The following is an 18,987-nucleotide window of genomic DNA, read 5'->3' on the forward strand; positions in this document are numbered from 1 at the left end:
GGCGATCACGGAGTAGGGCGTGCCACCCGCGGGGTGAAGCTGCCGTGCAAGGTCAGCGGCAGGTGATGCCGCAGCCGGCCGGTGTAGACCGGCCCGGCGTCGACGTGCTTGGCGTCCAACACGGCCAGGGCGGCGCGGTTGTTCACGCCGTCCTGGGTGGCCACCAACAACCAACCGTCGTCTTCGTCGGTGCCGCCGGGGCGCGCCGCGAACACGGCCTCGTGCGGCTGATGACCGTACGGGAACTGGTGGGTGACCACCGCACCGGTGGTGTTGTCGACTTTGGCCACCGCATTCGGGTACTTACTGCCGTCGGCGTCCGCGGACAGATAGGTATAGCGGTTCGGCAGGCCGGTCCGGAAGATGTTGAACGACGGGAACTCGCCGCGAACGTCGGTTATCGGCTCGTGAATGACCTTGTCGGATTTGGTGATCCGCAGTCGCAGCAACGTCCCGCCGTAAGAACCGACCTCACTGGCCCGGTCGGTGCTCAAGCTGGAGAGCTGACCGTTGAGTTCCTCCCACGTCGAGTCGTAGTGCACCAGCTCCACGATGGTGTCGGTGCCGTCCTCGTAGGTATTGGCCAGGTGCAGGTGCAGCAGCGGATCGGTGTGCAGCACTCGTGGTTTGCCGCCGTCGCGTGGCACCAGGCCGATCATGGTGCCGCGCGAGGCGTCGTACTCGATGGCGTCGATGAAGTTGCGTAGCCCGAAGCCGGCGCCCATCAGCTTGGACGTCGGGAAGATCAGCGGCGGAATCGCGAACACCAGGTGCTTGCTGGTCAGGCCCATGTCGTGGTTGAACATCGCGAAGGGCAGCTTGAGCTGGCCCAGCCGGTGCAACGTGCCCAGGCGGTCGACGCGGTAGCAGATCAGTTTCGGAAACGGCACCATCGCCAGGCCGAAGTTGAACATCTCCTTGGTGTCCGGGTCCCACTTGGGGTGCGCGGAGAACGCACCCAGCCACTTGAGCTCGCCGCCGAAATTGTGGATGCCGACGGTGTCGAGCGTGTCGGGATCGAGCTCGGTGGGCGGGCCGCCTTCCCACAGGGCCAGCAGCTTGCCGGCGTGCATCACCACGCTGGTGTTGGCCACGTTGGCCGGAAACCGCAGCGCATTGGTGAGCACTCCACCGGGCCGCATGGTGCCCAGCGCCCGATAGGGCGCACCGCGGGAGGTCAACGATTTGCGGTAATGCTTGGTCCGCACATACCTGTTGCGGTAATGCACCGACCCGTCGGCGATGGAGAACAGCGACAGCATCCCGTCGCCGTCGAACAGGTGACCCAGCGCCTGTCCGCCGGCGTCGAGCTTGCCGGCACCGTTGCGGTACAGGGTGCCCTGCAGCGCCTCGGGCAGTGCGCCGTCGTAATCGTCGATGGTGTAGTCGTATTCGTCGTAGAGCGGGGTGTACGCGGCGAAGTCGGCGCCGGCAGTGTTGGTCACAATCGCTCCTATCTGGTGGGGTGGCTCGCGGCGGCGAACAGCTTCTCGCAGGCGGCCTTGCCGGCCATCAGGCACGAATGCTCTTGTGCCGTAACCGTCGCCGTGGCGGTGTGCATCGCCGCATACACCAGGGCGCAGTCGCCCACTCGGGCCAGCACGGAACGCATGATCCAATCGTCGCGCAGGGCAGTGCTCTTGCCAATCATGGCGACTCGACTTTTGAGAACTTCCATCGGCCGGCGCAGGTTCCTCGGTGCGAGCGGGTGTGTGACCAAGGCTACCGCCGCCAGCCGATGTGATGATCGCAACTTAGGTTAGGCAACCCTATTAATTACTCGCGATGCGTGCTAAAGCTTATGGGGTTCCTGTTCAACCCATACGTCCTTATTGGCGATGGCACAGAAAGCTCGAGGAGACGATATGCGAACAGCGTTTCGCCCGGTTTCGCCCCTGATCGCCGCCGTGGCGGTGCTCGGCGCCGGGCTGGCTAACGTAGAGCCGCTGAGGCCGGCTTCAGTGGAGGTGCAACGACTCGCGACGCAGCTGGTTGCCGATTCGACACCGAGCTTCAGCGACTCGACCACCGTGGACTGGTCCCAAATGCTGAGCGCCGCGAAAGGGAACGTCGACGGGCTGTGGGACCGTTTCGAGGCGCACCCGTTTGCGGACCTGACTGCCTGGTCGCACATTGAAGGCGGTTACGCCGACATGATCAAGGATGAGATCGGGCAGTCGCTGGCCGGTGTCCAGGGCATCTGGAGCGGCGACGGCTACGCGCTCGGCCTGGAGCACGTGTTGCCGCAGGTAGCCGACATGCTTCACAACGGTGACGCGTTCGGCGCGTACAGCCTGGTCAACGCGGAATTCCTGTACGACTTGCTCAACGTCACCGCGCCGTTCTTCGACCGGGTCGAGTTCTGGGGTAGCGGTGAATTCATTGCGGGCGCATCGGGTATCCCCGCCGATTTCCTGCACCACATGGGTGACGCCGCTCATGTCTTCGCCGACTACATGCTGTGGGCCGGGCTGGCCAACGCGGTACTGGCACCCGCTATCGGCGCCATATTTCAGACCATCCAGACCGCCGACGGCATCAACGACCTGTTCCGGGCTGGTGACACCACCGGCGCGTTGACTGCGTTGACGAATTTGCCTGCGACCGTAGCGAACGCGTTCCTCAACGGCTATGCAGCTCCGGCCGGTGGCGAGGAGGGCACGTTCACCGGCCTGCTCACCGCCGGCGGCATCTTTGACCAGCTGTTTGTCACCATCCCGCAGCAGGTCGCCGACGCGCTCAACGGCACTGCCGCTGACCCGGGCGATGCTGCGGCGAGCCTCGACGCCACGGCCGGACTCGATGCGCTCTGGGCCTTGCTGAGCTGATCCGACTCATTCCCAGATGGGTAGCAGTCCGGCGGATCGAGCGTCGGCCAGCGACGGCGCCTGGGCGTCCCGCTCGGAGAGCGTCAGCGGATGATCGGCCGGCCAGTCGATGCCGATCGCCGGGTCCGTGGCGCAGATGGTGTGCTCGCGCTGCGGGTCGTATTCGGCCGAGCACAGGTACATCACCGTCGAATTATCCTGCAGCGCAAGAAATCCATGCGCCAGACCGGCAGCGAGATACACCGACCTACGGCCCAGGGCGTCCAGCAGCACCGCATCCCAGTGGCCGTAGGTCGGTGAGCCGACCCGGATGTCGACGACGACATCGAACACCGAGCCCGACACGCAGGTGACGTACTTGGCCTGCCCGGGCGGCGCCTGGGCGAAGTGCAGACCGCGCAGCACCCCGGCGCTCGACACCGAACAGTTGGCCTGGCGCAGGTCGAATCGGTGCCCGGCGAACGCCGTGAATTCGCGGTCGGTGAACCACTCGAAGAACACACCGCGGGAATCGGTGTGCTGAGTCGGGGTGATCTCCCATGCCCCCGGGATGGTCAGCTCGCGCGCGTCCACGTCAGCATCCCAGCGTCGCGTAGCGGGCCTCGGCGGCCTCTTTCATTGGTGCCCACCAGGATTCGTTGGCGCGGTACCAGTTGATGGTCTCGCGCAGGCCGGCCTCGAAGTCGGTGTGGTTGGGTTTCCAGCCCAGTTCGTCGCGCAACGCCGACGGGTCGATCGCATAGCGCAGGTCGTGGCCGGGTCGGTCGGAGACGTGGTCGAAGTCGTCGGGGTCGTGATCCATCAACCGCAGGATGGTCTGCAGCACACTGCGATTGTCACGCTCCCCATCGGCGCCGATCAGGTAGGTGCGCCCGATATGGCCGCTGGTCATGATCTGCCAGACGGCGCTGTTGTGGTCGTCGACGTGTATCCAGTCGCGGACGTTGGCGCCGCTGCCGTAGAGCTTGGCCCGGCGTCCGGTGAGCAGGTTGGTGATCTGGCGCGGGATGAACTTCTCCACGTGCTGATACGGCCCGTAGTTGTTCGAGCAGTTCGAGATGGTCGCGCGCACACGAAAGGAGCGCACCCAGGAGTGCACCAGCAGGTCTGCGGCGGCCTTGGTCGATGAGTACGGGCTGGACGGGTGATAGGGCGTCGTCTCGGTGAACCGGCGCGGGTCGTCGAGGGCCAGATCGCCGTAGACCTCGTCCGTGGAGATGTGGTGCAGCCGTACCCCGTGGGCGCGCACCGCTTCCAGCACGGTGAAGGTGCCGATCACGTTGGACCGCAGGAACGGCCCCGGGTCGGCCAGCGCGTTGTCCACGTGGGTTTCGGCGGCGAAGTGCACCACCGCGTCGGTATTGGGGTCGAGCTCGGCGACCAGCGCGGTGACCAGCGCGGCATCGGTGACGTCGCCCTGCACCAGCCGAATCCGATCGGCGACATCGTCGAGGGATTCGCGGCTGCCGGCGTAGGTCAACGCGTCCAGCACGGTGATCGTGGTGCCGGGGCGCTGCGCGAGTGTGCTGTGCACGAAGTTGGCGCCGATGAACCCGGCGCCACCAGTGACCAGCAGATGCATGGGGCCAACCCTAACGGTGGCACCAGCGGTGTAGTGCCCGCCAGCGGGAAATCCACGACGCCGACCAGCGCGTCGCGTCGTGAGATTCCCACTCGGGCTCAGCTTTGCGGCGTCAACCCGAGTGGACCGGCCAGCTCGGTCAATGCCGGAAGCAGGTTCTGCCAGCCACCCAGCACCTGGATGGCCACCTGATCCGCGCCGGCTTCCACGTGCTCGCCCAGGCGGGCAGCGATCTGGTCGGCGGTGCCGTGCGCCACCACCGCATCGATCAACCGGTCACTGCCCGGCGCCCGCACATCGCGGTCGCTGAAGCCCAACCTGCGCCAGTTGTTGACGTAGTTGGACAGCCGCAGGTAGAAGCCGACCGCCTCGCGTCCGGCCTCGCGGGCCGCGGTGGCATCCGTGGACAACACCACCTTGTTTTCGGGGGCCAGGAACACCGACGGGCCGACCAGCTCGCGCGCACTGGCGGTGTGCTCGGGAGTGGTCAGGTAGGGGTGTGCCCCGGCGCTTCGCTCCGCCGCCAACTGCAACACCTTGGGTCCCAGTGCTGCCAGCACGCGGCGGCTGGTCGGCACCGCGGCCTCGTCAAGGGCGTCCAGGTAGTCGGTCAGGGCGCCATAGGGGCTGCGGTACTCGGCGGTGGCCTCGGGGTGACCGACCCCGATGCCGAGCAGGAACCGGTCCGGGTAGGCGGATTCGATGCGATGGTAGGACTCGGCTACCTGCCCGGCCGGTGCGGACCAGATGTTGACGATCCCGGTGGCCACCTGCAGGGTCGAAGTCGCCGCCAGTAGCGGCTCGACAAACGCCAGGTCAGCGGCCGGCGAGCCGCCCACCCAGATTGCGCCGTAGCCCAGGCGTTCGATCTCGGCGGCCTGCTCAGGAGTGGGGGAGCCAAAAGTCCACACCGCGTAGCGGCCCAGGTCGGGCTTGAGTGCCAACGTGTCCGACATCGTGACTCCTGTGCTCGTCGCAGTTACTCGGTGGCATGCCGTTGCCGCGTGCGAAGGCGGCGTTTTTGGTGTGGGAGGCGGATGCGGGTATCGTAGGTCGACGGTGCGGCGTCCGCGTCGACTCTTGCGTGCCCAGTCTGAAATTCTTAGGGGCTCTACCTGGAATTTCGTCTCACCGGCCCACGTTTTGCAGTCGTAGTCGATGCTGCGCCTTGGCGGGCGCATGCACACGCGACAAGTAAGTCAGACACGGAGGATCGCCGGAGAGTAATGGCCAAAAAAGACGGTGCAATCGAGGTCGAGGGTCGAGTGGTCGAACCCCTGCCCAATGCGATGTTTCGCATTGAGCTGGAGAACGGTCACAAGGTGCTCGCCCACATCAGCGGCAAGATGCGGCAGCACTACATCCGCATCCTCCCCGAAGACCGGGTGGTCGTGGAGTTGTCTCCGTATGACCTGTCCCGCGGACGCATCGTCTACCGGTACAAGTAGCTCCCGACCGCCGTCGAAGTACGTCAACCAGCGATTAGAACAGGACCACAGCAGCCGTGAAGGTGAACCCCAGCGTCAAGCCGATCTGCGACAAGTGCAGGGTGATCCGTCGGCACGGCCGGGTCATGGTGATCTGCTCGGACCCGCGCCACAAGCAGCGCCAGGGCTAGCAGTCGCCGGCCCGGCGTAGCCGGGCACCAGCCACAACTGAATGCAGACCTCCCAGTACCAGTGAGCGGATAGGCCGCCCACACACGCCCGGATCGGAGGCCGGGCCCCGGAGCGGTTGGCCGGGAACGGGCTGGGATCACAACCTCCGTAACGAAGATGAAAGGGGCATGCCCCCATGGCTCGACTTGTAGGCGTCGACCTGCCGCGCGATAAGCGCATGGAGATCGCGCTGACCTATATCTACGGCATCGGCCGTACTCGCTCCAACGAAATCCTGGCCGCGACCGGTATCGACAAGGACCAGCGCAGCAAGGACCTGACTGACGACCAGCTCACCCAGTTGCGTGACTACATCGAGCGCAACCTGAAGGTTGAGGGCGACCTGCGCCGCGAGGTGCAGGCAGACATCCGTCGCAAGATTGAGATCGGCTGCTACCAGGGTCTGCGGCACCGTCGCGGTCTGCCGGTGCGCGGCCAGCGGACCAAGACCAACGCGCGCACCCGTAAGGGCCCGAAGCGCACCATCGCCGGTAAGAAGAAGGCCAGGTAATCGTCATGCCACCGAAGAAAGCGACCGGCCCCAAGAAGGGTCAGAAGACCCGCCGGCGGGAAAAGAAGAACATTCCGCATGGTGCCGCTCACATCAAGAGCACCTTCAACAACACGATCGTGACGATCACCGACCCGCAGGGCAACGTGATCGCGTGGGCGTCGTCGGGCCACGTGGGCTTCAAGGGCTCGCGTAAGTCCACCCCGTTCGCCGCGCAGCTGGCCGCCGAGAACGCTGCCCGCAAGGCGCAGGAGCACGGCGTGAAGAAGGTCGACGTGTTCGTCAAGGGCCCGGGTTCGGGTCGTGAGACCGCGATCCGCTCGCTGCAGGCCGCCGGCCTCGAGGTCGGCGCGATTTCCGATGTCACCCCGCAGCCGCACAACGGCTGCCGTCCGCCCAAGCGGCGTCGGGTCTAGGAGGACTGAAACAACATGGCTCGTTACACCGGACCCGCCACCCGCAAGTCCCGCCGTCTGGGCGTCGACCTCATCGGCGGCGACCAGGCATTTGAAAAGCGGCCCTACCCGCCCGGCCAGCACGGCCGCGCCCGGGTCAAGGAAAGCGAATACCGACTGCAGTTGCAGGAGAAGCAGAAGGCTCGCTTCACCTACGGCGTGATGGAGAAGCAGTTCCGTCGCTACTACGAGGAAGCTGTCCGTCGCGGCGGCAAGACCGGCGAGGAACTGCTGCGCATCCTGGAGAGCCGGCTGGACAACGTGGTTTACCGCGCCGGCCTGGCCCGCACCCGTCGGATGGCCCGTCAGCTGGTCAGCCACGGCCACTTCACCGTCAACGGTGTGAAGGTCGATGTGCCCAGCTACCAGGTGTCGCAGTACGACATCATCGACGTCAAGGACAAGTCGCTCAACACGGTGCCGTTCCAGATCGCCCGCGAGATCGCCGGCGACCGTCCGATCCCGGGTTGGCTGCAGGTGGTCGGGGAGCGGCAGCGCATCCTGGTCCACCAGCTGCCCGAGCGTGCGCAGATCGTCGTCCCGCTCACCGAGCAGCTGATCGTCGAGTTTTACTCGAAGTAAGACAACTCGGGGTCCGACCCCGAGTCCCCCAAACGGCATCAAATAGCGGGTGCCAGAAGGAGAAAGAACACCATGCTGATCTCGCAGCGTCCGACCCTGTCCGAAGAGGTCGTGGCCGACAACCGGTCGCAGTTCGTCATCGAACCGCTGGAGCCGGGATTCGGTTACACCCTGGGCAACTCGCTTCGTCGCACCCTGCTGTCGTCGATCCCCGGCGCGGCGGTCACCAGCATCCGCATCGACGGTGTGCTGCACGAGTTCACCACGGTCCCCGGCGTCAAGGAGGATGTCACCGACATCATCCTGAACCTCAAGGGCCTGGTGGTCTCGTCCGAAGAGGACGAGCCGGTCACCATGTACCTGCGCAAGCAGGGCCCGGGAGCGGTCACCGCTGGTGACATCGTTCCGCCGGCGGGCGTGACGGTGCACAACCCCGACATGCACATCGCCACCCTGAACGACAAGGGCAAGCTCGAGGTCGAGCTGATCGTCGAGCGCGGCCGCGGTTACGTCCCGGCCGTGCAGAACAAGGTGTCGGGCGCCGAGATCGGCCGCATCCCGGTCGACTCGATCTACTCTCCGGTGCTCAAGGTGACCTACAAGGTTGAGGCCACCCGTGTCGAGCAGCGCACCGACTTCGACAAGCTGGTGCTGGACGTGGAGACCAAGAACTCCATCAGCCCGCGGGACGCGCTGGCCTCGGCCGGTAAGACCCTGGTTGAGCTGTTCGGGCTCGCGCGGGAACTGAACGTCGAGGCCGAGGGCATCGAGATCGGGCCGTCGCCGGCCGAAGCGGACCACATCGCGTCGTTCGCGCTGCCGATCGACGACCTGGACCTGACCGTGCGGTCCTACAACTGCCTCAAGCGTGAGGGTGTGCACACGGTCGGGGAGTTGGTCGCTCGCACCGAGTCCGACTTGCTCGACATCCGCAACTTCGGTCAGAAGTCCATCGACGAGGTCAAGGTCAAGCTGCACCAGCTCGGCCTGTCGCTCAAGGACAGCCCGGCCAGCTTCGACCCGTCGCAGGTGGCGGGCTACGACGTTGCCACCGGCACCTGGTCGGCCGATGCCGGTTATGACGAGCAGGACTACGCCGAAACCGAGCAGCTTTAACGCCCAACCTCTCGAAAAGAGAGCCGTCCCGGCCCTACCTGATACGGGGGCCGGCCCCATTGAGGAGAAGTCGCAATGCCCAAGCCCACTAAGGGTCCCCGCCTCGGCGGAAAGTCCTCGCACCAGAAGGCGCTGCTGGCCAACCTGGCCACGTCGCTGTTCACTCACGGCCGGATCAAGACGACCGAGCCGAAGGCGCGGGCATTGCGGCCGTACGCCGAGAAGCTGATCACCCACGCCAAGAAGGGCACGCTGCACAACCGGCGTGAGGTGCTCAAGAAGATCCGCGACAAGGACGTGGTGCACTCGCTGTTCGCCGAGATCGCGCCGCACTTCGCGGACCGCAACGGTGGCTACACCCGCATCATCAAGGTCGAGGCGCGTCAGGGCGACAACGCCCCGATGGCCGTGATCGAGCTGGTTCGGGAGAAGACCGTGACCTCCGAGGCTGACCGCGCCCGGCGCGCCGCGGCCAAGGCGGAGAAGGCCGCCCCCAAGACCGAGAAGGCGGAGAAGCCCCCCAAGGTCGAGGAGAAGGTCGAAGAGCCGGCCACCGAGGCTACTGAAGCCACCGAGGCTGCTGAGGTCACCGATGCGGCCGAGGGTACCGACGAGTCCTGACGGCACGGCCGAAGTCGTCCGGCTTCGGCTCGACATCGCCTACGACGGCACGGAATTCGCCGGCTGGGCGGTTCAGGCGGGACAGCGCACGGTCGCCGGAGTTCTCGACGAGGCTCTGACGACCGTGTTCCGCACTCCGGTGCGGTTGTTCGCGGCCGGTCGTACCGATACCGGTGTGCACGCTACCGGGCAGGTGGCGCATGTCGACGTTCCGACTTCGGCGTTATCGCATGCCTATTCGCGGACTCGGCGTGATGGCGAGCCGGAGTTCTTGGCGCTGACACGGCGATTGGCGCGCTTCCTGCCGATGGACGTGCGGGTGTTGCGGGTGCGGCGTACTGTCGCTGACTTCGACGCCCGGTTCTCGGCGCTGCGCCGCCACTACGCCTACCGGCTGTCGACCGCGCCCTACGGGGTGGTGCCCCAGGAGGCCCGCTACATCACCGCGTGGTCGCGTCCGCTGGACGTCGACGCGATGGTGCAGGCCTCCCGAAATCTGGTGGGGCTGCATGACTTTGCCGCCTTCTGTCGGCATCGCGAGGGGGCGACCACCATTCGCGACCTGCAGCGCCTGGACTGGGTCCGCGACGGTGATCTGGTCACCGCGCACGTCAGTGCCGACGCGTTCTGCTGGTCGATGGTGCGCTCCCTGGTCGGGGCGGTGCTGGCGGTCGGTGAGCACCGGCGCGATGCCGCGTGGTGCGCCGATCTGCTGAACGCGCAGCGCCGCTCCAGTGATTTCACCGCCGCGCCGGCACGTGGGCTATCACTGGTCGGCGTCGACTACCCGCCGGACGACCAGCTGGGGGCGCGCACCATCATCACCCGGGATCTGCGGACCCGCTAGTCGTCGCGAGATCCTGCTGACGCAGGTGTCTACTCGCACTTTCCCTGCGGGAAACCGATTTCGAGGCTATCGCTGTTACAGCAGGCCGGCGACGAACGAAGCGGCCTGATTGGTCATGCCGGGGGTGTAGCCCGAATGCGCGGAGACCAAGCGTCCGGGGGAGCAGACCGGGTCACCATCGGTGCACAAGTCGATGGTCTTGAATCCGTAGGCGGGACTGTTGGTCAGCGGCTGCCCGATCTTGTTCGACGGATTGCCGAACACCGCGATCGCCGCGACGTGATCGGCGGCCTCGGGCGGCAACGGCGCGGTGAAACCGAAGCCGGGCACCGGTGCGGCGGCCACGATGTCGATGATCGCCGCGCCCTGCGAGTACCCGCCGAGGACCAGGCGGGTGCCCGGGCAGTTCTCCACCATCCACATGATGTGACCGCTGGCATCGTTGGCGCCGTCGGCTGCCCGACCGAAGTCATAGCTGGCCGGGTAGTTGACCGCATAGGCGCCGATCGATCGAGACGTCTGCCCCCGCAGGGCGCTGACCAGGCCATCGCCCACCCGGCCCAGGCCCGGCGGCTCGTTGGTCCCGCGGGCGAACACCACCTCGACGTCGGGGCAACCGTCAGCCGAGGCCGTCGGCATCGATGACGCGGTGGGGTCCATCAGCAGCGCTGCGGCAGCGGCCCCGGCCGCCAGGATGCGGAATGCCTTCATGATCACCGATAGTAGCGAAAAAAAGCGTTGACGAGCTAACTAAGTCAGCGTGGGCCTGATCACGGTGTCAGCGTCGGCGCCGGTCCCGCAGCCCGCAGCCGGCCGGCGATGAAGTTCGCCGCCTGGCTGGTCATTGCCGGGATGTAGCCGTCGGTGTGATCGGCCCATTCGTTGCCCGGCCCTTCGTGGCAGATCGGGTCACCCGGATTGCACAGGTCCAGGGCCTTGGAGCCGAACAGGGCGCTCTGTGTGCTGATCGGCCCGCCGGTGCGGTCGGCGGGGTTGCCGAAGGTGGTCACCGCCACCACTTGGTCGGCGTACTGGGCGGGCAGCTGGTTGCCCCAGCTGATGCCGCCCACCTGCGTGCCGGTGACGATGTCGATCACGGACGCGCCCTGTGAGTAGCCGCCCAGCACCAGTTGGGTGTCCGGGCAGACGTCGGCCGCCGCTTTGACCCGCTTGATCACGTCATTGGCACCGTCGCCGCCACCCAGCTGCAGCCGGCCGGCGGGGTAGTTGACCGCGTACTCGTCGACCTTCTTCGAGGTCTGCTGGCGCAGCGAGTCGATCAGGGCGCGGCCGACCCGGCCGACGCCCGGGGGCTCGCTGGTGCCGCGGGCGAAGATGACCTCGACGTCCGGGCAGTCGTAGGCGGACGCCACCGGGGCGACACGCGGCGCTACGGCCGGGAGCATCAGCAGTGCGCCGGCCATCAATGTCGTGGAAAAAATGCTGCTCAGCTGAACAAAACGCATACCCAAGATGGTACCGAAACCGAATTCGATACCTACCGGCCTGTGGATGGCCGAGCACGGTCGCACCGGTCTCACGCATAGCGTGTGACCGATATGCCCGGGCGATCGACGACGCAGCTTCAGCTCAGCGCACACCGCTTCCTGGCCCGTCGGATGGAACGGGCGCTGCGGTGCGGACAGGTGACGGGCGGCCCCGTCCCCGGTCGAGCCGCCCTGGGCCTGGGATGGCTCTTCAGCATGGTGGTAACCGCCGGCGCGGTGATGCTGGCCGTCCTACGGCCGCAGCCGGTCCTGGGTGACGCGCTCATCGTGCTGGACCGCGCGACCGGGGCGCTCTATGTCCGGATCGGCGACACGATGCATCCGGTGGACAACCTCGCTTCGGCTCGGCTGATCACCGGTGCGGCCGACCCGCGACCGGTGGACGGCGCCGCGGTCGGCCGGGCGCGGCGTGGGCCGCCGCTGGGCATCCCGGGTGCGCCGGGCGTGCTCGGGACGGCACTGCCGGGCGCCGTGACGTGGTCGCTGTGTGAGGACTCCGCCGGCACCACCCTCATCGTCGGCATCGACCCGCTGCCGGCCGCCCGCCTCGACCCGAAACAAGCGGTACCGGTCAGCTCCGAGTCCGGGGCAACCTATCTGCTCCGCGACGGGCGCCGGGTTGCGGTCGACCCTGCCGACCCGCTGCTGGACTCCGCTGCGCCGAGACGGGTCTCGGCACTGCTGCTCAACGCGATTCCCGAAGCCTCACCCGCTATGGCCTCCGATCGGGTGGAGTATCTCCGAGTGCGGCCCGCCCCGGCCACGCTGTGCGTGCATTGGCGCGCGGACGACCCCGCCGGGATCACCTTGTCGGCCGGGCTGAATCTGCCGGCGGGGGAGGCGCCGACAGTGCTGGCCCAGTCAGACGGTCCGGGCCCCGACCTGGACGGGGTCTATCTGCCGCCGGGACACAGTGCCTACGTGCGGGCGGTCGACACCGCTGGTCACCCCCGCGGAGTCGGCTATCTGATCGCCGACAGCGGGGTGCGGTTCACCGTCGATGACGACGACGCGGCGCGCAGGCTGGGGCTGCCCGCGGTGGCCGCCGGGGTGCCGTGGCCGATGCTGACTGGGTTGCCGCCCGGTCCCCGGCTCAGTCGGGACCAAGCGCTGCTGGGCCGCGACGTGGTTCCCGGCCAGACAGCGCCCGGCCGGTGACGGCTGATAGGAGCAACGCCAATAGCACCGCCGTGCTGAGAATCGCGGTGCGCAGCCCGGCGGGAGCGGGTTCGGCAGTGGGTTCCAGGCCCGGGTCGGGTCGGGGCAGCGGTGGGCCAGGCCGGGACGGTTCGAGGGAAGTGGCCACGTCAAAGGTGAGCGCCGCCAACGGGTCCACCACGCCCGCGCCGACGACATCGTCACGCCCACCCGGTGGGTGGTGGGCGGTGGCCTTGATCCGGTCCATCACCTGCCGCGGGGTCCACTGTGGGAACCGGGCGCGGATCAGCGCCACCACACCGCTGACCACCGGCGCGGCGAAGCTGGTGCCGCGCAAAGCCGAGCCGTCGAGGGTGTCGGCCATCGCATCGCCGACGGTGCTCAACGAGAGCACCGCTTCGCCGGGAGCGGCCACGTCGACCCACGGTCCGGGCAGGGTGAACGCCGAGGCGACGCCGCGGGCATCCACCGAGGCGACGGTCAGCACGTAGTCGTCGTACCAGGCCGGAGTGACAATCCTGGGTCCGTCACCGCCGCACCCGTCGTCGGTGTTGCCGGCTGCCGTGACGACGACGCTGCTCTTGACCTCAACCGCATACGCCAGGGCGGCGCCCAACGGCCGGTCGTCGAGCCCGGAATTTGCGGGCCGGCAGGCCACCGCGGAGATGTTGATCACCGACGCGCCCAGATCGGCCGCGGTACGCACCGCCTTGGCCAGGGTGTCGACATCGCCGATACCGGGCGCCTCGCCGAGGGTGCCGAACCTTGCGCTGGAGGCTCGGATGCCGATCACGGTGGCCAACGGCGCTACGCCGCTGAACCGGTCGGCCACGGGATCCGCTGCGGCCGCGATGATTCCGGCGACCAGGGTGCCGTGTCCGTCGCAATCCCGAGTGCCGTCACCGGTGGACACGTAGTCGCCGCCGCCGATCAGACCGGGCAGCCGCCGGTGCGCCGCAACACCGGTATCGATCACCGCAACCCGCTGGCCGGCACCGCGGGTGAGCGCCCAGGCCGCCGCCAGGTCCAGCCCGTCGAGCTGGGTCGGGGGACTACCCGGTCCCAGCGAGCCCACCGTGCACACCTCACGTTGCACCGTGGGGCGTGCCGGCGCAGCCGGCGCCGGGGCAGGCAACAGACTGCGGTCCACCGGCGGCGGTGCAACCGCGTTGGCCGGCGGTGTGGCCGTTGCCGCTGCGATCGTCGCGGCCGCCACCAGCCGAGCGATCCGAGTGCGCACGCGTCAGCCCAGACTCAGTCCGCGGGCAAGGCTGTACAACCCGCACAGCCAGCACGCCAGCGGCGCCAGCGAGCCGAGTGCCAGGCCCTCCACGACTTCGGCGCCACGCCAGACCAGCGGGGACCCGGTCGGAGCGGCGAAGCCAAGGCCGAGCGCGGCCGCGACCAGCACCACGGCTAGTGCCGCCGGCCACTGCCCGGTGGTGTTGCTGGCCGCGCCGAGCAGGCCGATCGCCAACGTGGCGGTGCCGCCGGCGAGCAAGGACGCGATCTGTACACCGTCGGTGTGCGAGCGGGCTCGCAGTGCCAGCGCTACACCGGCGATCGCCGCGAATACCGCGCCGACCAGGCGGGGCGCCCCGGCAATCCCCACGGCGGCACCCAGCGCCACCAATGCCGTAGCCGCCACCACCAAGCCCGTCAACAGATCGTGCGCCTCGCTCACCCGCGACGGCACGGAGTCCTCCCGACGGAACAACCCGGTGGCCGCGGCCGCCACTCGGCCGGCGGTGCGGACCAGGCCCACTCCAGCGGCAACCGCCACGGCTCCCACCCGGGGTGGTGCAATCCCGGTCACCGCGATGGCCATTCCGGCGACCGCGCCCAGTACCGCCAACCCGGCCAGGCAGCACAACGTCGTGCGCACGGTCCCGCCGCAGCCACTCGGCGGGACGGTCATCAGGGTGACCGCCCCGGCAGCCGCGACCGCCAACAGTGCGTTCGGGGCGCCGGGTCCGCCGGGTATCGCCACGAAGCCGGCCACCCCGGCTAGCCCGGACGCTGTCAATGCGGCGCTGAGCCGGCACGCCACTGGACTCCACGGGCGCTCGATCGTCCGTACCGTGGCCGCCGCCTGTTCGGCCGGATCATCGAACATCACCTGCGGAGCCGGACATTCGGCGCGGGTCAACACCAGCGTGGAGCCATCGCGGATGCCTTGTTGGGACAGGGTTTTCCCGCCGTCCAGTGCTGCCCTGCCCGGCTCGGACAGGTGATAGGGGCGCAGCGAGTGCGGGTTGGTCCGGTGCGGTATCAGATCTAGGACCGACGCGATCAGGGTCGCCACCGGGACCCCGGACGGTAGCGTCAGATCAGCGTGCGCGGTATCGGCGTGTACTGCGACGCGGTACAGGCCGGAATCTGGAATCGGCACGTCGCGTTCCCCTTTCGGCTTTGTTGGTCGCACGCTACTGATCCGGCGGGCGAGGGGCTTTCGGCTATCCACAGCTGACTTGCCGGTGCAATCGGCACTGCCTACGGTGTGCCGAGCGGCGGGTCGATCCGGTCACCGATGTCGCGCTGCGACGTTTCCTGGACGCCCACGCCACGGTGCCCGATGTTCCCATCGCGCTGATGGTGCTGGGGCCTTCGCCGCTGTTGCTGGATGGCGACACCGAGCGGGCCCGCGGTCTGCTGCGCGCGCTGATCTGTCAGCTCGCCGTGCTGCACGGCCCCGATGCATTGCTGATCGCGGCCGCCGCCAGTCAGCATCCCGGCGACTGGGACTGGTTGAAATGGCTGCCGCACCATCAGCATCCGTCGGCCGCCGATGCCGGCGGACCGCTGCGGCTGACCTACCCCGACCTGGCTGCCGCCGAAACCAGCCTTGCCGGCCGCAGGGCCGTGGTGGTCAGTGACGACGCGACCGGTCTACGGGTGGCGGAGCTAGGTTCTCGAGGCGAGGATCGCCGCCTGCACGTAACCGCGACGGCGCTGCGTGACGCCGATGGCCATCTTGGCCGCCCGGACTTTCTGACCCTTGCCGATGCGCTGGTGTGCGCGCGGCGCCTGGCAGCACACCGGCGGGTCGGCTCTAGCGGCACAGTCCGCGGATGGGCGGACCTGCTGGAGATCGGTGACATTGAGGGTTTCGACCCGCCGACGGGTTGGGCCGCCGTTTCCGCACAGCGGTTGTGCGTGCCGATCGGCACCGATGCGAGGGGAGACCCGGTGGCCCTGGACATCAACGAGGCCGCAGTGCGGGGCAGCGGACCGCACGGGCTGTGTGTCGGCGCGACCGGCTCAGGCAAATCGGAGTTCCTGCGCACCCTGGTGCTGGGCATGACGGCCAGGCATTCACCGGAGGACCTGAACCTGGTGCTGGTCGACTTCAAAGGCGGTGCAACCTTTCTCGGCTTCGAGCAGGCCAGGCATGTCTGCGCGGTCATCACCAACCTCGGTGAGGAGGCTCCGCTGGTGGAACGGATGCGCGACGCGCTGGCCGGCGAGATGCAGCGGCGCCAGCAGCAGCTGCGCGCTGCCCGGGCGCCCAGCGTCGCCGCATATCGGCAGGCGCGAACCGCGCAGCCGCAGCTGACTGCCCTGCCGGCACTGCTGGTGATCGTCGACGAATTCGCCGAACTGATCCACCAGCACCCCGATCTGCTGGACACCTTCATCGCCATCGGCCGACTGGGCCGATCGCTGGGCATGCATCTGCTGTTGGCCAGCCAGCGCCTGGAGGAGGGTAGGCTTCGCGGCCTCGAATCGCACCTGTCCTACCGGGTGTGTCTCAAGACGATGTCGGCCGCCGAATCGCGAATCGTGCTGGGCACCAACGACGCCCATGAACTGCCCAACATCCCCGGGGTTGGGCTCCTACGGACCGCCGACGGCACGGTGCGGCGATTCCAGACCGCCTACGTCTCCGGGATGTGCCCTCCTGCCCGGTCGGAATCCATCGCGGTGCGCCCGTTCACCGCCGTGCCGCTCGGTCCCGTCCGGGAAGCTGCCGATCCGGGCGGACGCACCGTGCTGCAGGCCATGCTGCAGCGATTGTCCGGACACGGGCCCGCGGCGCGACAGATATGGCTGGCGCCGCTGGGAGATTCCCCGACGCTGGGGTCACTCCTCGACGCCGACTACGCCGATCTGACGGTTCCGATCGGAGTCGTCGATCGGCCCTTCGAACAGCGTCGGACCACCCTGTCGATCCGGTTGGACGGCGCCGCTGGACATGTCGCCGTCGTGGGCGCCCCGCAATCGGGCAAGTCCACTGCGTTGCACACCCTGATCGCCGCGCTGAGTGCTACCCGCGACGCGACCCGGGTCGCGCTCTACTGCTTGGACTTCGGCGGCGGGGCACTCTCGGCGATCCGAACCCTGCCGCAGGTTGGGGCGGTCGCCGGCGTTGGGCAACCGGACCTGGTCCGGCGGGTGGTCGCCGAGATGGAGGCCATCGTGGCGCGGCGCGAAGGCCAGCGAACCGGCTGCGTCGCGGACGACCAAGGCCCGGCCCCGGACATCTTCCTGGTGATCGACGGATGGTCCGCCCTGTGCCGGGAATTCGAGCTGGAAGACCGAATTGTCGCGCTGGCCGCACGCGGGCTGTCCTTTCGTGTCCACGTGGTGCTGACCGCGTCGCGGTGGGCCGAGGTGCGGCCCGCCTTGCGGGACCTGATCGGCACGCGTATCGAGCTGCGGCTGGGAGATCCGGCCGAATCCGAACTGGATCGTCGCCAGGCCCAGCGGGTGCCGCAGGGCCGGCCCGGACGTGGCCTGACCGACGACGGCATGCACATGCTGCTGGCCCGCCCGCAGGGCTGGGAACCGATGCGGCACCACGACGGTGCCGTCGCAGCACCGATCCGGTTGCTGCCGACCGTCGTCGACCGGGCCGACCTGACCGCCGCCCCCAATAGCCTGCCGGTTCTGGGCATCGACGAGCGCGGACTGGAGGTTGTTCCCATCGATTTCGGCCGGCAACCGCACCTGCTTGTCCTGGGCGACAGTGAGTGCGGCAAGACCTCCGCGCTGCGCACGCTGTGCCGAGAACTGGTGCGGGCCCACCCCGCCGGACAGGCTCAGCTGCTGGTGGTCGACTACCGGCGCGGCCTGCTGGACGTCGTACCGCCCGGACACCTGGCCGGTTACGCGATGTCGCGGCCCGCGCTGACCACGCTGCTGCCGGATCTGATCGACCAGCTGGCCGGGCGGCTGCCCGGTACCGACCTCAGGCCGCAGCAACTGCGCGCCGGCTCATGGTGGTCCGGGCCGCAGCTGTACGTGGTGGTCGATGACCACGACCTGGTGGCTGCCGCGACCGGAAATCCGTTGACACCATTGCTGGAATACCTGCCGCATGCCGGCGATCTCGGGCTACACCTGATCGTCGCCTGCCGGAGCGGGGGAGCGGCCCGGACGCTGTACGAGCCGATGCTGACCGCACTGACCGATCTGGGCGCGATGAGGCTGATGATGAGCGGCGTGGCGGGCAGCGCCGCGGACACCCCGTGGGGTTCGGTTCGCCCGGTGCCCCTGCCGCCCGGGCGCGGCACCCTGGTGACCCGAGCCGACGGCGAGCGGCTCATCCAGGTGGCGTGGGAACCATGACCATCGGGCACCGGGCGGTGATCGAGGCCGGTCCCGCAACCATCCGCCGACGGTGCTGCGGCAGTGTCGAATCGGCCGCTGCCGCGGCGGCGCTGGAGTGGATCGATGACCCGGTCGGACTGGTCGACGGACAGCCGGTGTCGGTCCCGGGGCTGCTGCGCGACGTGCTGTCCTGCCCGCTGCCCGTTGAGTCGGTCGAACTCATCCACCCGTCGTGGTGGCCGGCCCGACGGGTGGCGGTGCTTGCCGCGGCGACGCGAGGCCTGGCCGGGGAGGTGGTCACCCGATCGCGAGCCGCGGTGCTGGCCGCCGTGTCCCATGCCGCGGTCGTCGTGGAGATCGCCGCCGGCCTGGTGGCCATCACCGGCGACGGCGGCGCCGACGTGGTCGCCGAGCCGCGCATCGGGGCCCCCGAGCAGGTCGCTGACGCGGCGGTGCGCCGGATACGTGCGGCGGTTCGGGGCCATCTCGGTGCGGTCGTGATCGACGCACCGGCCGGGAACGGCGGGGCCGGGGCGCTGGCGGGGCTGATCGAGGAGCGGCTGCGGCC

20 protein-coding genes and 1 pseudogene are annotated in these 18,987 nt (G+C 68.3%); 12 read left to right on the forward strand and 9 right to left on the reverse strand.

Going from position 1 to position 18,987, the window contains the following annotated elements; all coding sequences use genetic code 11:
• Positions 1 to 5 precede the first annotated feature (5 nt).
• Both BN4346_RS30025 and BN4346_RS48060 read right to left on the reverse strand, forming a co-directional pair.
• On the reverse strand, positions 6 to 1,445 hold the full coding sequence (locus BN4346_RS30025; RefSeq protein WP_235653565.1) for a carotenoid oxygenase family protein: 1,440 nt from the start codon (positions 1,443 to 1,445) through the stop codon (positions 6 to 8).
• 8 nt (positions 1,446 to 1,453) lie between these two features.
• Positions 1,454 to 1,651 (reverse strand): hypothetical protein, encoded by a 198-nt coding sequence (locus BN4346_RS48060; RefSeq protein ID WP_067969874.1) that lies wholly within the window; start codon positions 1,649 to 1,651, stop codon positions 1,454 to 1,456.
• Positions 1,652 to 1,865: 214 nt separating this feature from the next.
• Between BN4346_RS48060 and BN4346_RS30035 the strand changes: the two genes are divergently transcribed.
• The gene (locus BN4346_RS30035) at positions 1,866 to 2,828 is read left to right on the forward strand and encodes a hypothetical protein (protein WP_067969875.1); all 963 of its coding nucleotides are present in this window, start codon (positions 1,866 to 1,868) and stop codon (positions 2,826 to 2,828) included.
• Between the two features lie 6 nt (positions 2,829 to 2,834).
• On the opposite strand, the gene rfbC is transcribed toward BN4346_RS30035, so the two are convergent.
• From rfbC to BN4346_RS30050, 3 genes are all read right to left on the reverse strand, one after another.
• A complete protein-coding gene (gene rfbC, locus BN4346_RS30040; RefSeq protein ID WP_067969878.1) occupies positions 2,835 to 3,401 on the reverse strand; it encodes a dTDP-4-dehydrorhamnose 3,5-epimerase in 567 nt (188 codons plus the stop codon).
• 1 nt (position 3,402) lies between these two features.
• Positions 3,403 to 4,410, reverse strand: a complete 1,008-nt coding sequence (gene rfbB / locus BN4346_RS30045) for a dTDP-glucose 4,6-dehydratase (RefSeq protein WP_067969882.1) — start codon at positions 4,408 to 4,410, stop codon at positions 3,403 to 3,405.
• A 98-nt stretch (positions 4,411 to 4,508) separates the two neighbouring features.
• Positions 4,509 to 5,366 carry an LLM class F420-dependent oxidoreductase gene (locus tag BN4346_RS30050; protein ID WP_067969884.1) on the reverse strand — a complete coding sequence of 286 codons (858 nt, stop codon included), beginning with the start codon at positions 5,364 to 5,366 and terminating at the stop codon, positions 4,509 to 4,511.
• 270 nt (positions 5,367 to 5,636) lie between these two features.
• On the opposite strand from BN4346_RS30050, the gene infA reads away from it, so the two are divergent.
• The 8 genes from infA to truA all read left to right on the forward strand — a co-directional run bounded on the left by infA (position 5,637) and on the right by truA (position 10,200).
• Positions 5,637 to 5,858 carry a translation initiation factor IF-1 gene (infA, locus tag BN4346_RS30055; protein WP_003418601.1) on the forward strand — a complete coding sequence of 74 codons (222 nt, stop codon included), beginning with the start codon at positions 5,637 to 5,639 and terminating at the stop codon, positions 5,856 to 5,858.
• Between the two features lie 56 nt (positions 5,859 to 5,914).
• A complete protein-coding gene (rpmJ, locus tag BN4346_RS30060; protein ID WP_003879483.1) occupies positions 5,915 to 6,028 on the forward strand; it encodes a 50S ribosomal protein L36 in 114 nt (37 codons plus the stop codon).
• A gap of 176 nt (positions 6,029 to 6,204) precedes the next feature.
• A complete protein-coding gene (rpsM, locus tag BN4346_RS30065) occupies positions 6,205 to 6,579 on the forward strand; it encodes a 30S ribosomal protein S13 (protein WP_024443769.1) in 375 nt (124 codons plus the stop codon).
• A 5-nt stretch (positions 6,580 to 6,584) separates the two neighbouring features.
• Positions 6,585 to 6,995, forward strand: coding sequence for a 30S ribosomal protein S11 (rpsK, locus tag BN4346_RS30070; protein WP_046189661.1), 411 nt, complete (start codon positions 6,585 to 6,587; stop codon positions 6,993 to 6,995).
• Between the two features lie 15 nt (positions 6,996 to 7,010).
• Positions 7,011 to 7,616: a 30S ribosomal protein S4 gene (rpsD, locus tag BN4346_RS30075; protein ID WP_067969888.1), complete on the forward strand. Its 606-nt coding sequence runs from the start codon at positions 7,011 to 7,013 to the stop codon at positions 7,614 to 7,616.
• A gap of 72 nt (positions 7,617 to 7,688) precedes the next feature.
• Positions 7,689 to 8,732 carry a DNA-directed RNA polymerase subunit alpha gene (locus BN4346_RS30080; RefSeq protein ID WP_019738182.1) on the forward strand — a complete coding sequence of 348 codons (1,044 nt, stop codon included), beginning with the start codon at positions 7,689 to 7,691 and terminating at the stop codon, positions 8,730 to 8,732.
• 75 nt (positions 8,733 to 8,807) lie between these two features.
• Positions 8,808 to 9,353: a 50S ribosomal protein L17 gene (gene rplQ, locus BN4346_RS30085; RefSeq protein WP_067969892.1), complete on the forward strand. Its 546-nt coding sequence runs from the start codon at positions 8,808 to 8,810 to the stop codon at positions 9,351 to 9,353.
• Positions 9,325 to 10,200, forward strand: a complete 876-nt coding sequence (gene truA, locus BN4346_RS30090) for a tRNA pseudouridine(38-40) synthase TruA (RefSeq protein WP_067969895.1) — start codon at positions 9,325 to 9,327, stop codon at positions 10,198 to 10,200. The genes rplQ and truA overlap by 29 nt, the downstream gene beginning before the upstream one ends.
• Positions 10,201 to 10,275: 75 nt before the next feature.
• On the opposite strand, the gene BN4346_RS30095 is transcribed toward truA, so the two are convergent.
• Positions 10,276 to 10,911 (reverse strand): cutinase family protein, encoded by a 636-nt coding sequence (locus BN4346_RS30095; protein WP_067969897.1) that lies wholly within the window; start codon positions 10,909 to 10,911, stop codon positions 10,276 to 10,278.
• A 59-nt stretch (positions 10,912 to 10,970) separates the two neighbouring features.
• The gene (locus BN4346_RS30100; RefSeq protein ID WP_407695066.1) at positions 10,971 to 11,672 is read right to left on the reverse strand and encodes a cutinase family protein; all 702 of its coding nucleotides are present in this window, start codon (positions 11,670 to 11,672) and stop codon (positions 10,971 to 10,973) included.
• Between the two features lie 87 nt (positions 11,673 to 11,759).
• Between BN4346_RS30100 and eccB the strand changes: the two genes are divergently transcribed.
• Positions 11,760 to 12,866: a type VII secretion protein EccB gene (eccB, locus tag BN4346_RS30105; RefSeq protein ID WP_067969900.1), complete on the forward strand. Its 1,107-nt coding sequence runs from the start codon at positions 11,760 to 11,762 to the stop codon at positions 12,864 to 12,866.
• On the opposite strand, the gene mycP is transcribed toward eccB, so the two are convergent.
• Positions 12,802 to 14,106: a type VII secretion-associated serine protease mycosin gene (mycP, locus tag BN4346_RS30110; RefSeq protein ID WP_067969904.1), complete on the reverse strand. Its 1,305-nt coding sequence runs from the start codon at positions 14,104 to 14,106 to the stop codon at positions 12,802 to 12,804. The genes eccB and mycP overlap by 65 nt on opposite strands.
• A gap of 3 nt (positions 14,107 to 14,109) precedes the next feature.
• Positions 14,110 to 15,258, reverse strand: coding sequence for an EsaB/YukD family protein (locus BN4346_RS30115; RefSeq protein WP_067969906.1), 1,149 nt, complete (start codon positions 15,256 to 15,258; stop codon positions 14,110 to 14,112).
• A gap of 176 nt (positions 15,259 to 15,434) precedes the next feature.
• Between BN4346_RS30115 and eccCb the strand changes: the two genes are divergently transcribed.
• Together eccCb and BN4346_RS48065 are read left to right on the forward strand one after the other, a co-directional pair.
• The gene (gene eccCb, locus BN4346_RS30120) at positions 15,435 to 18,437 is read left to right on the forward strand and encodes a type VII secretion protein EccCb (RefSeq protein WP_327344070.1); all 3,003 of its coding nucleotides are present in this window, start codon (positions 15,435 to 15,437) and stop codon (positions 18,435 to 18,437) included.
• A pseudogene (locus BN4346_RS48065) lies at positions 18,434 to 18,987 on the forward strand (type VII secretion-associated protein); the annotation flags it as partial. The gene eccCb and the pseudogene BN4346_RS48065, both read left to right, overlap by 4 nt.

This window comes from Mycolicibacter icosiumassiliensis, assembly GCF_900078685.2.
In the GTDB taxonomy this organism is placed as follows: domain Bacteria; phylum Actinomycetota; class Actinomycetes; order Mycobacteriales; family Mycobacteriaceae; genus Mycobacterium; species Mycobacterium icosiumassiliensis.

Coding starts and splice junctions, on each gene's coding strand:
- rfbB (WP_067969882.1), bottom strand. CDS start 4,410: ATGCATCTGCTGGTCACTGGTGGCGCCGGGTTCATCGGCGCCAACTTC.
- BN4346_RS30035 (WP_067969875.1), top strand. CDS start 1,866: ATGCGAACAGCGTTTCGCCCGGTTTCGCCCCTGATCGCCGCCGTGGCG.
- BN4346_RS30080 (WP_019738182.1), top strand. CDS start 7,689: ATGCTGATCTCGCAGCGTCCGACCCTGTCCGAAGAGGTCGTGGCCGAC.
- infA (WP_003418601.1), top strand. CDS start 5,637: ATGGCCAAAAAAGACGGTGCAATCGAGGTCGAGGGTCGAGTGGTCGAA.
- rplQ (WP_067969892.1), top strand. CDS start 8,808: ATGCCCAAGCCCACTAAGGGTCCCCGCCTCGGCGGAAAGTCCTCGCAC.
- BN4346_RS48060 (WP_067969874.1), bottom strand. CDS start 1,651: ATGATTGGCAAGAGCACTGCCCTGCGCGACGATTGGATCATGCGTTCC.
- rpsM (WP_024443769.1), top strand. CDS start 6,205: ATGGCTCGACTTGTAGGCGTCGACCTGCCGCGCGATAAGCGCATGGAG.
- truA (WP_067969895.1), top strand. CDS start 9,325: ATGCGGCCGAGGGTACCGACGAGTCCTGACGGCACGGCCGAAGTCGTC.
- rpsD (WP_067969888.1), top strand. CDS start 7,011: ATGGCTCGTTACACCGGACCCGCCACCCGCAAGTCCCGCCGTCTGGGC.
- BN4346_RS30095 (WP_067969897.1), bottom strand. CDS start 10,911: ATGAAGGCATTCCGCATCCTGGCGGCCGGGGCCGCTGCCGCAGCGCTG.
- eccB (WP_067969900.1), top strand. CDS start 11,760: ATGCCCGGGCGATCGACGACGCAGCTTCAGCTCAGCGCACACCGCTTC.
- rpsK (WP_046189661.1), top strand. CDS start 6,585: ATGCCACCGAAGAAAGCGACCGGCCCCAAGAAGGGTCAGAAGACCCGC.
- BN4346_RS30050 (WP_067969884.1), bottom strand. CDS start 5,366: ATGTCGGACACGTTGGCACTCAAGCCCGACCTGGGCCGCTACGCGGTG.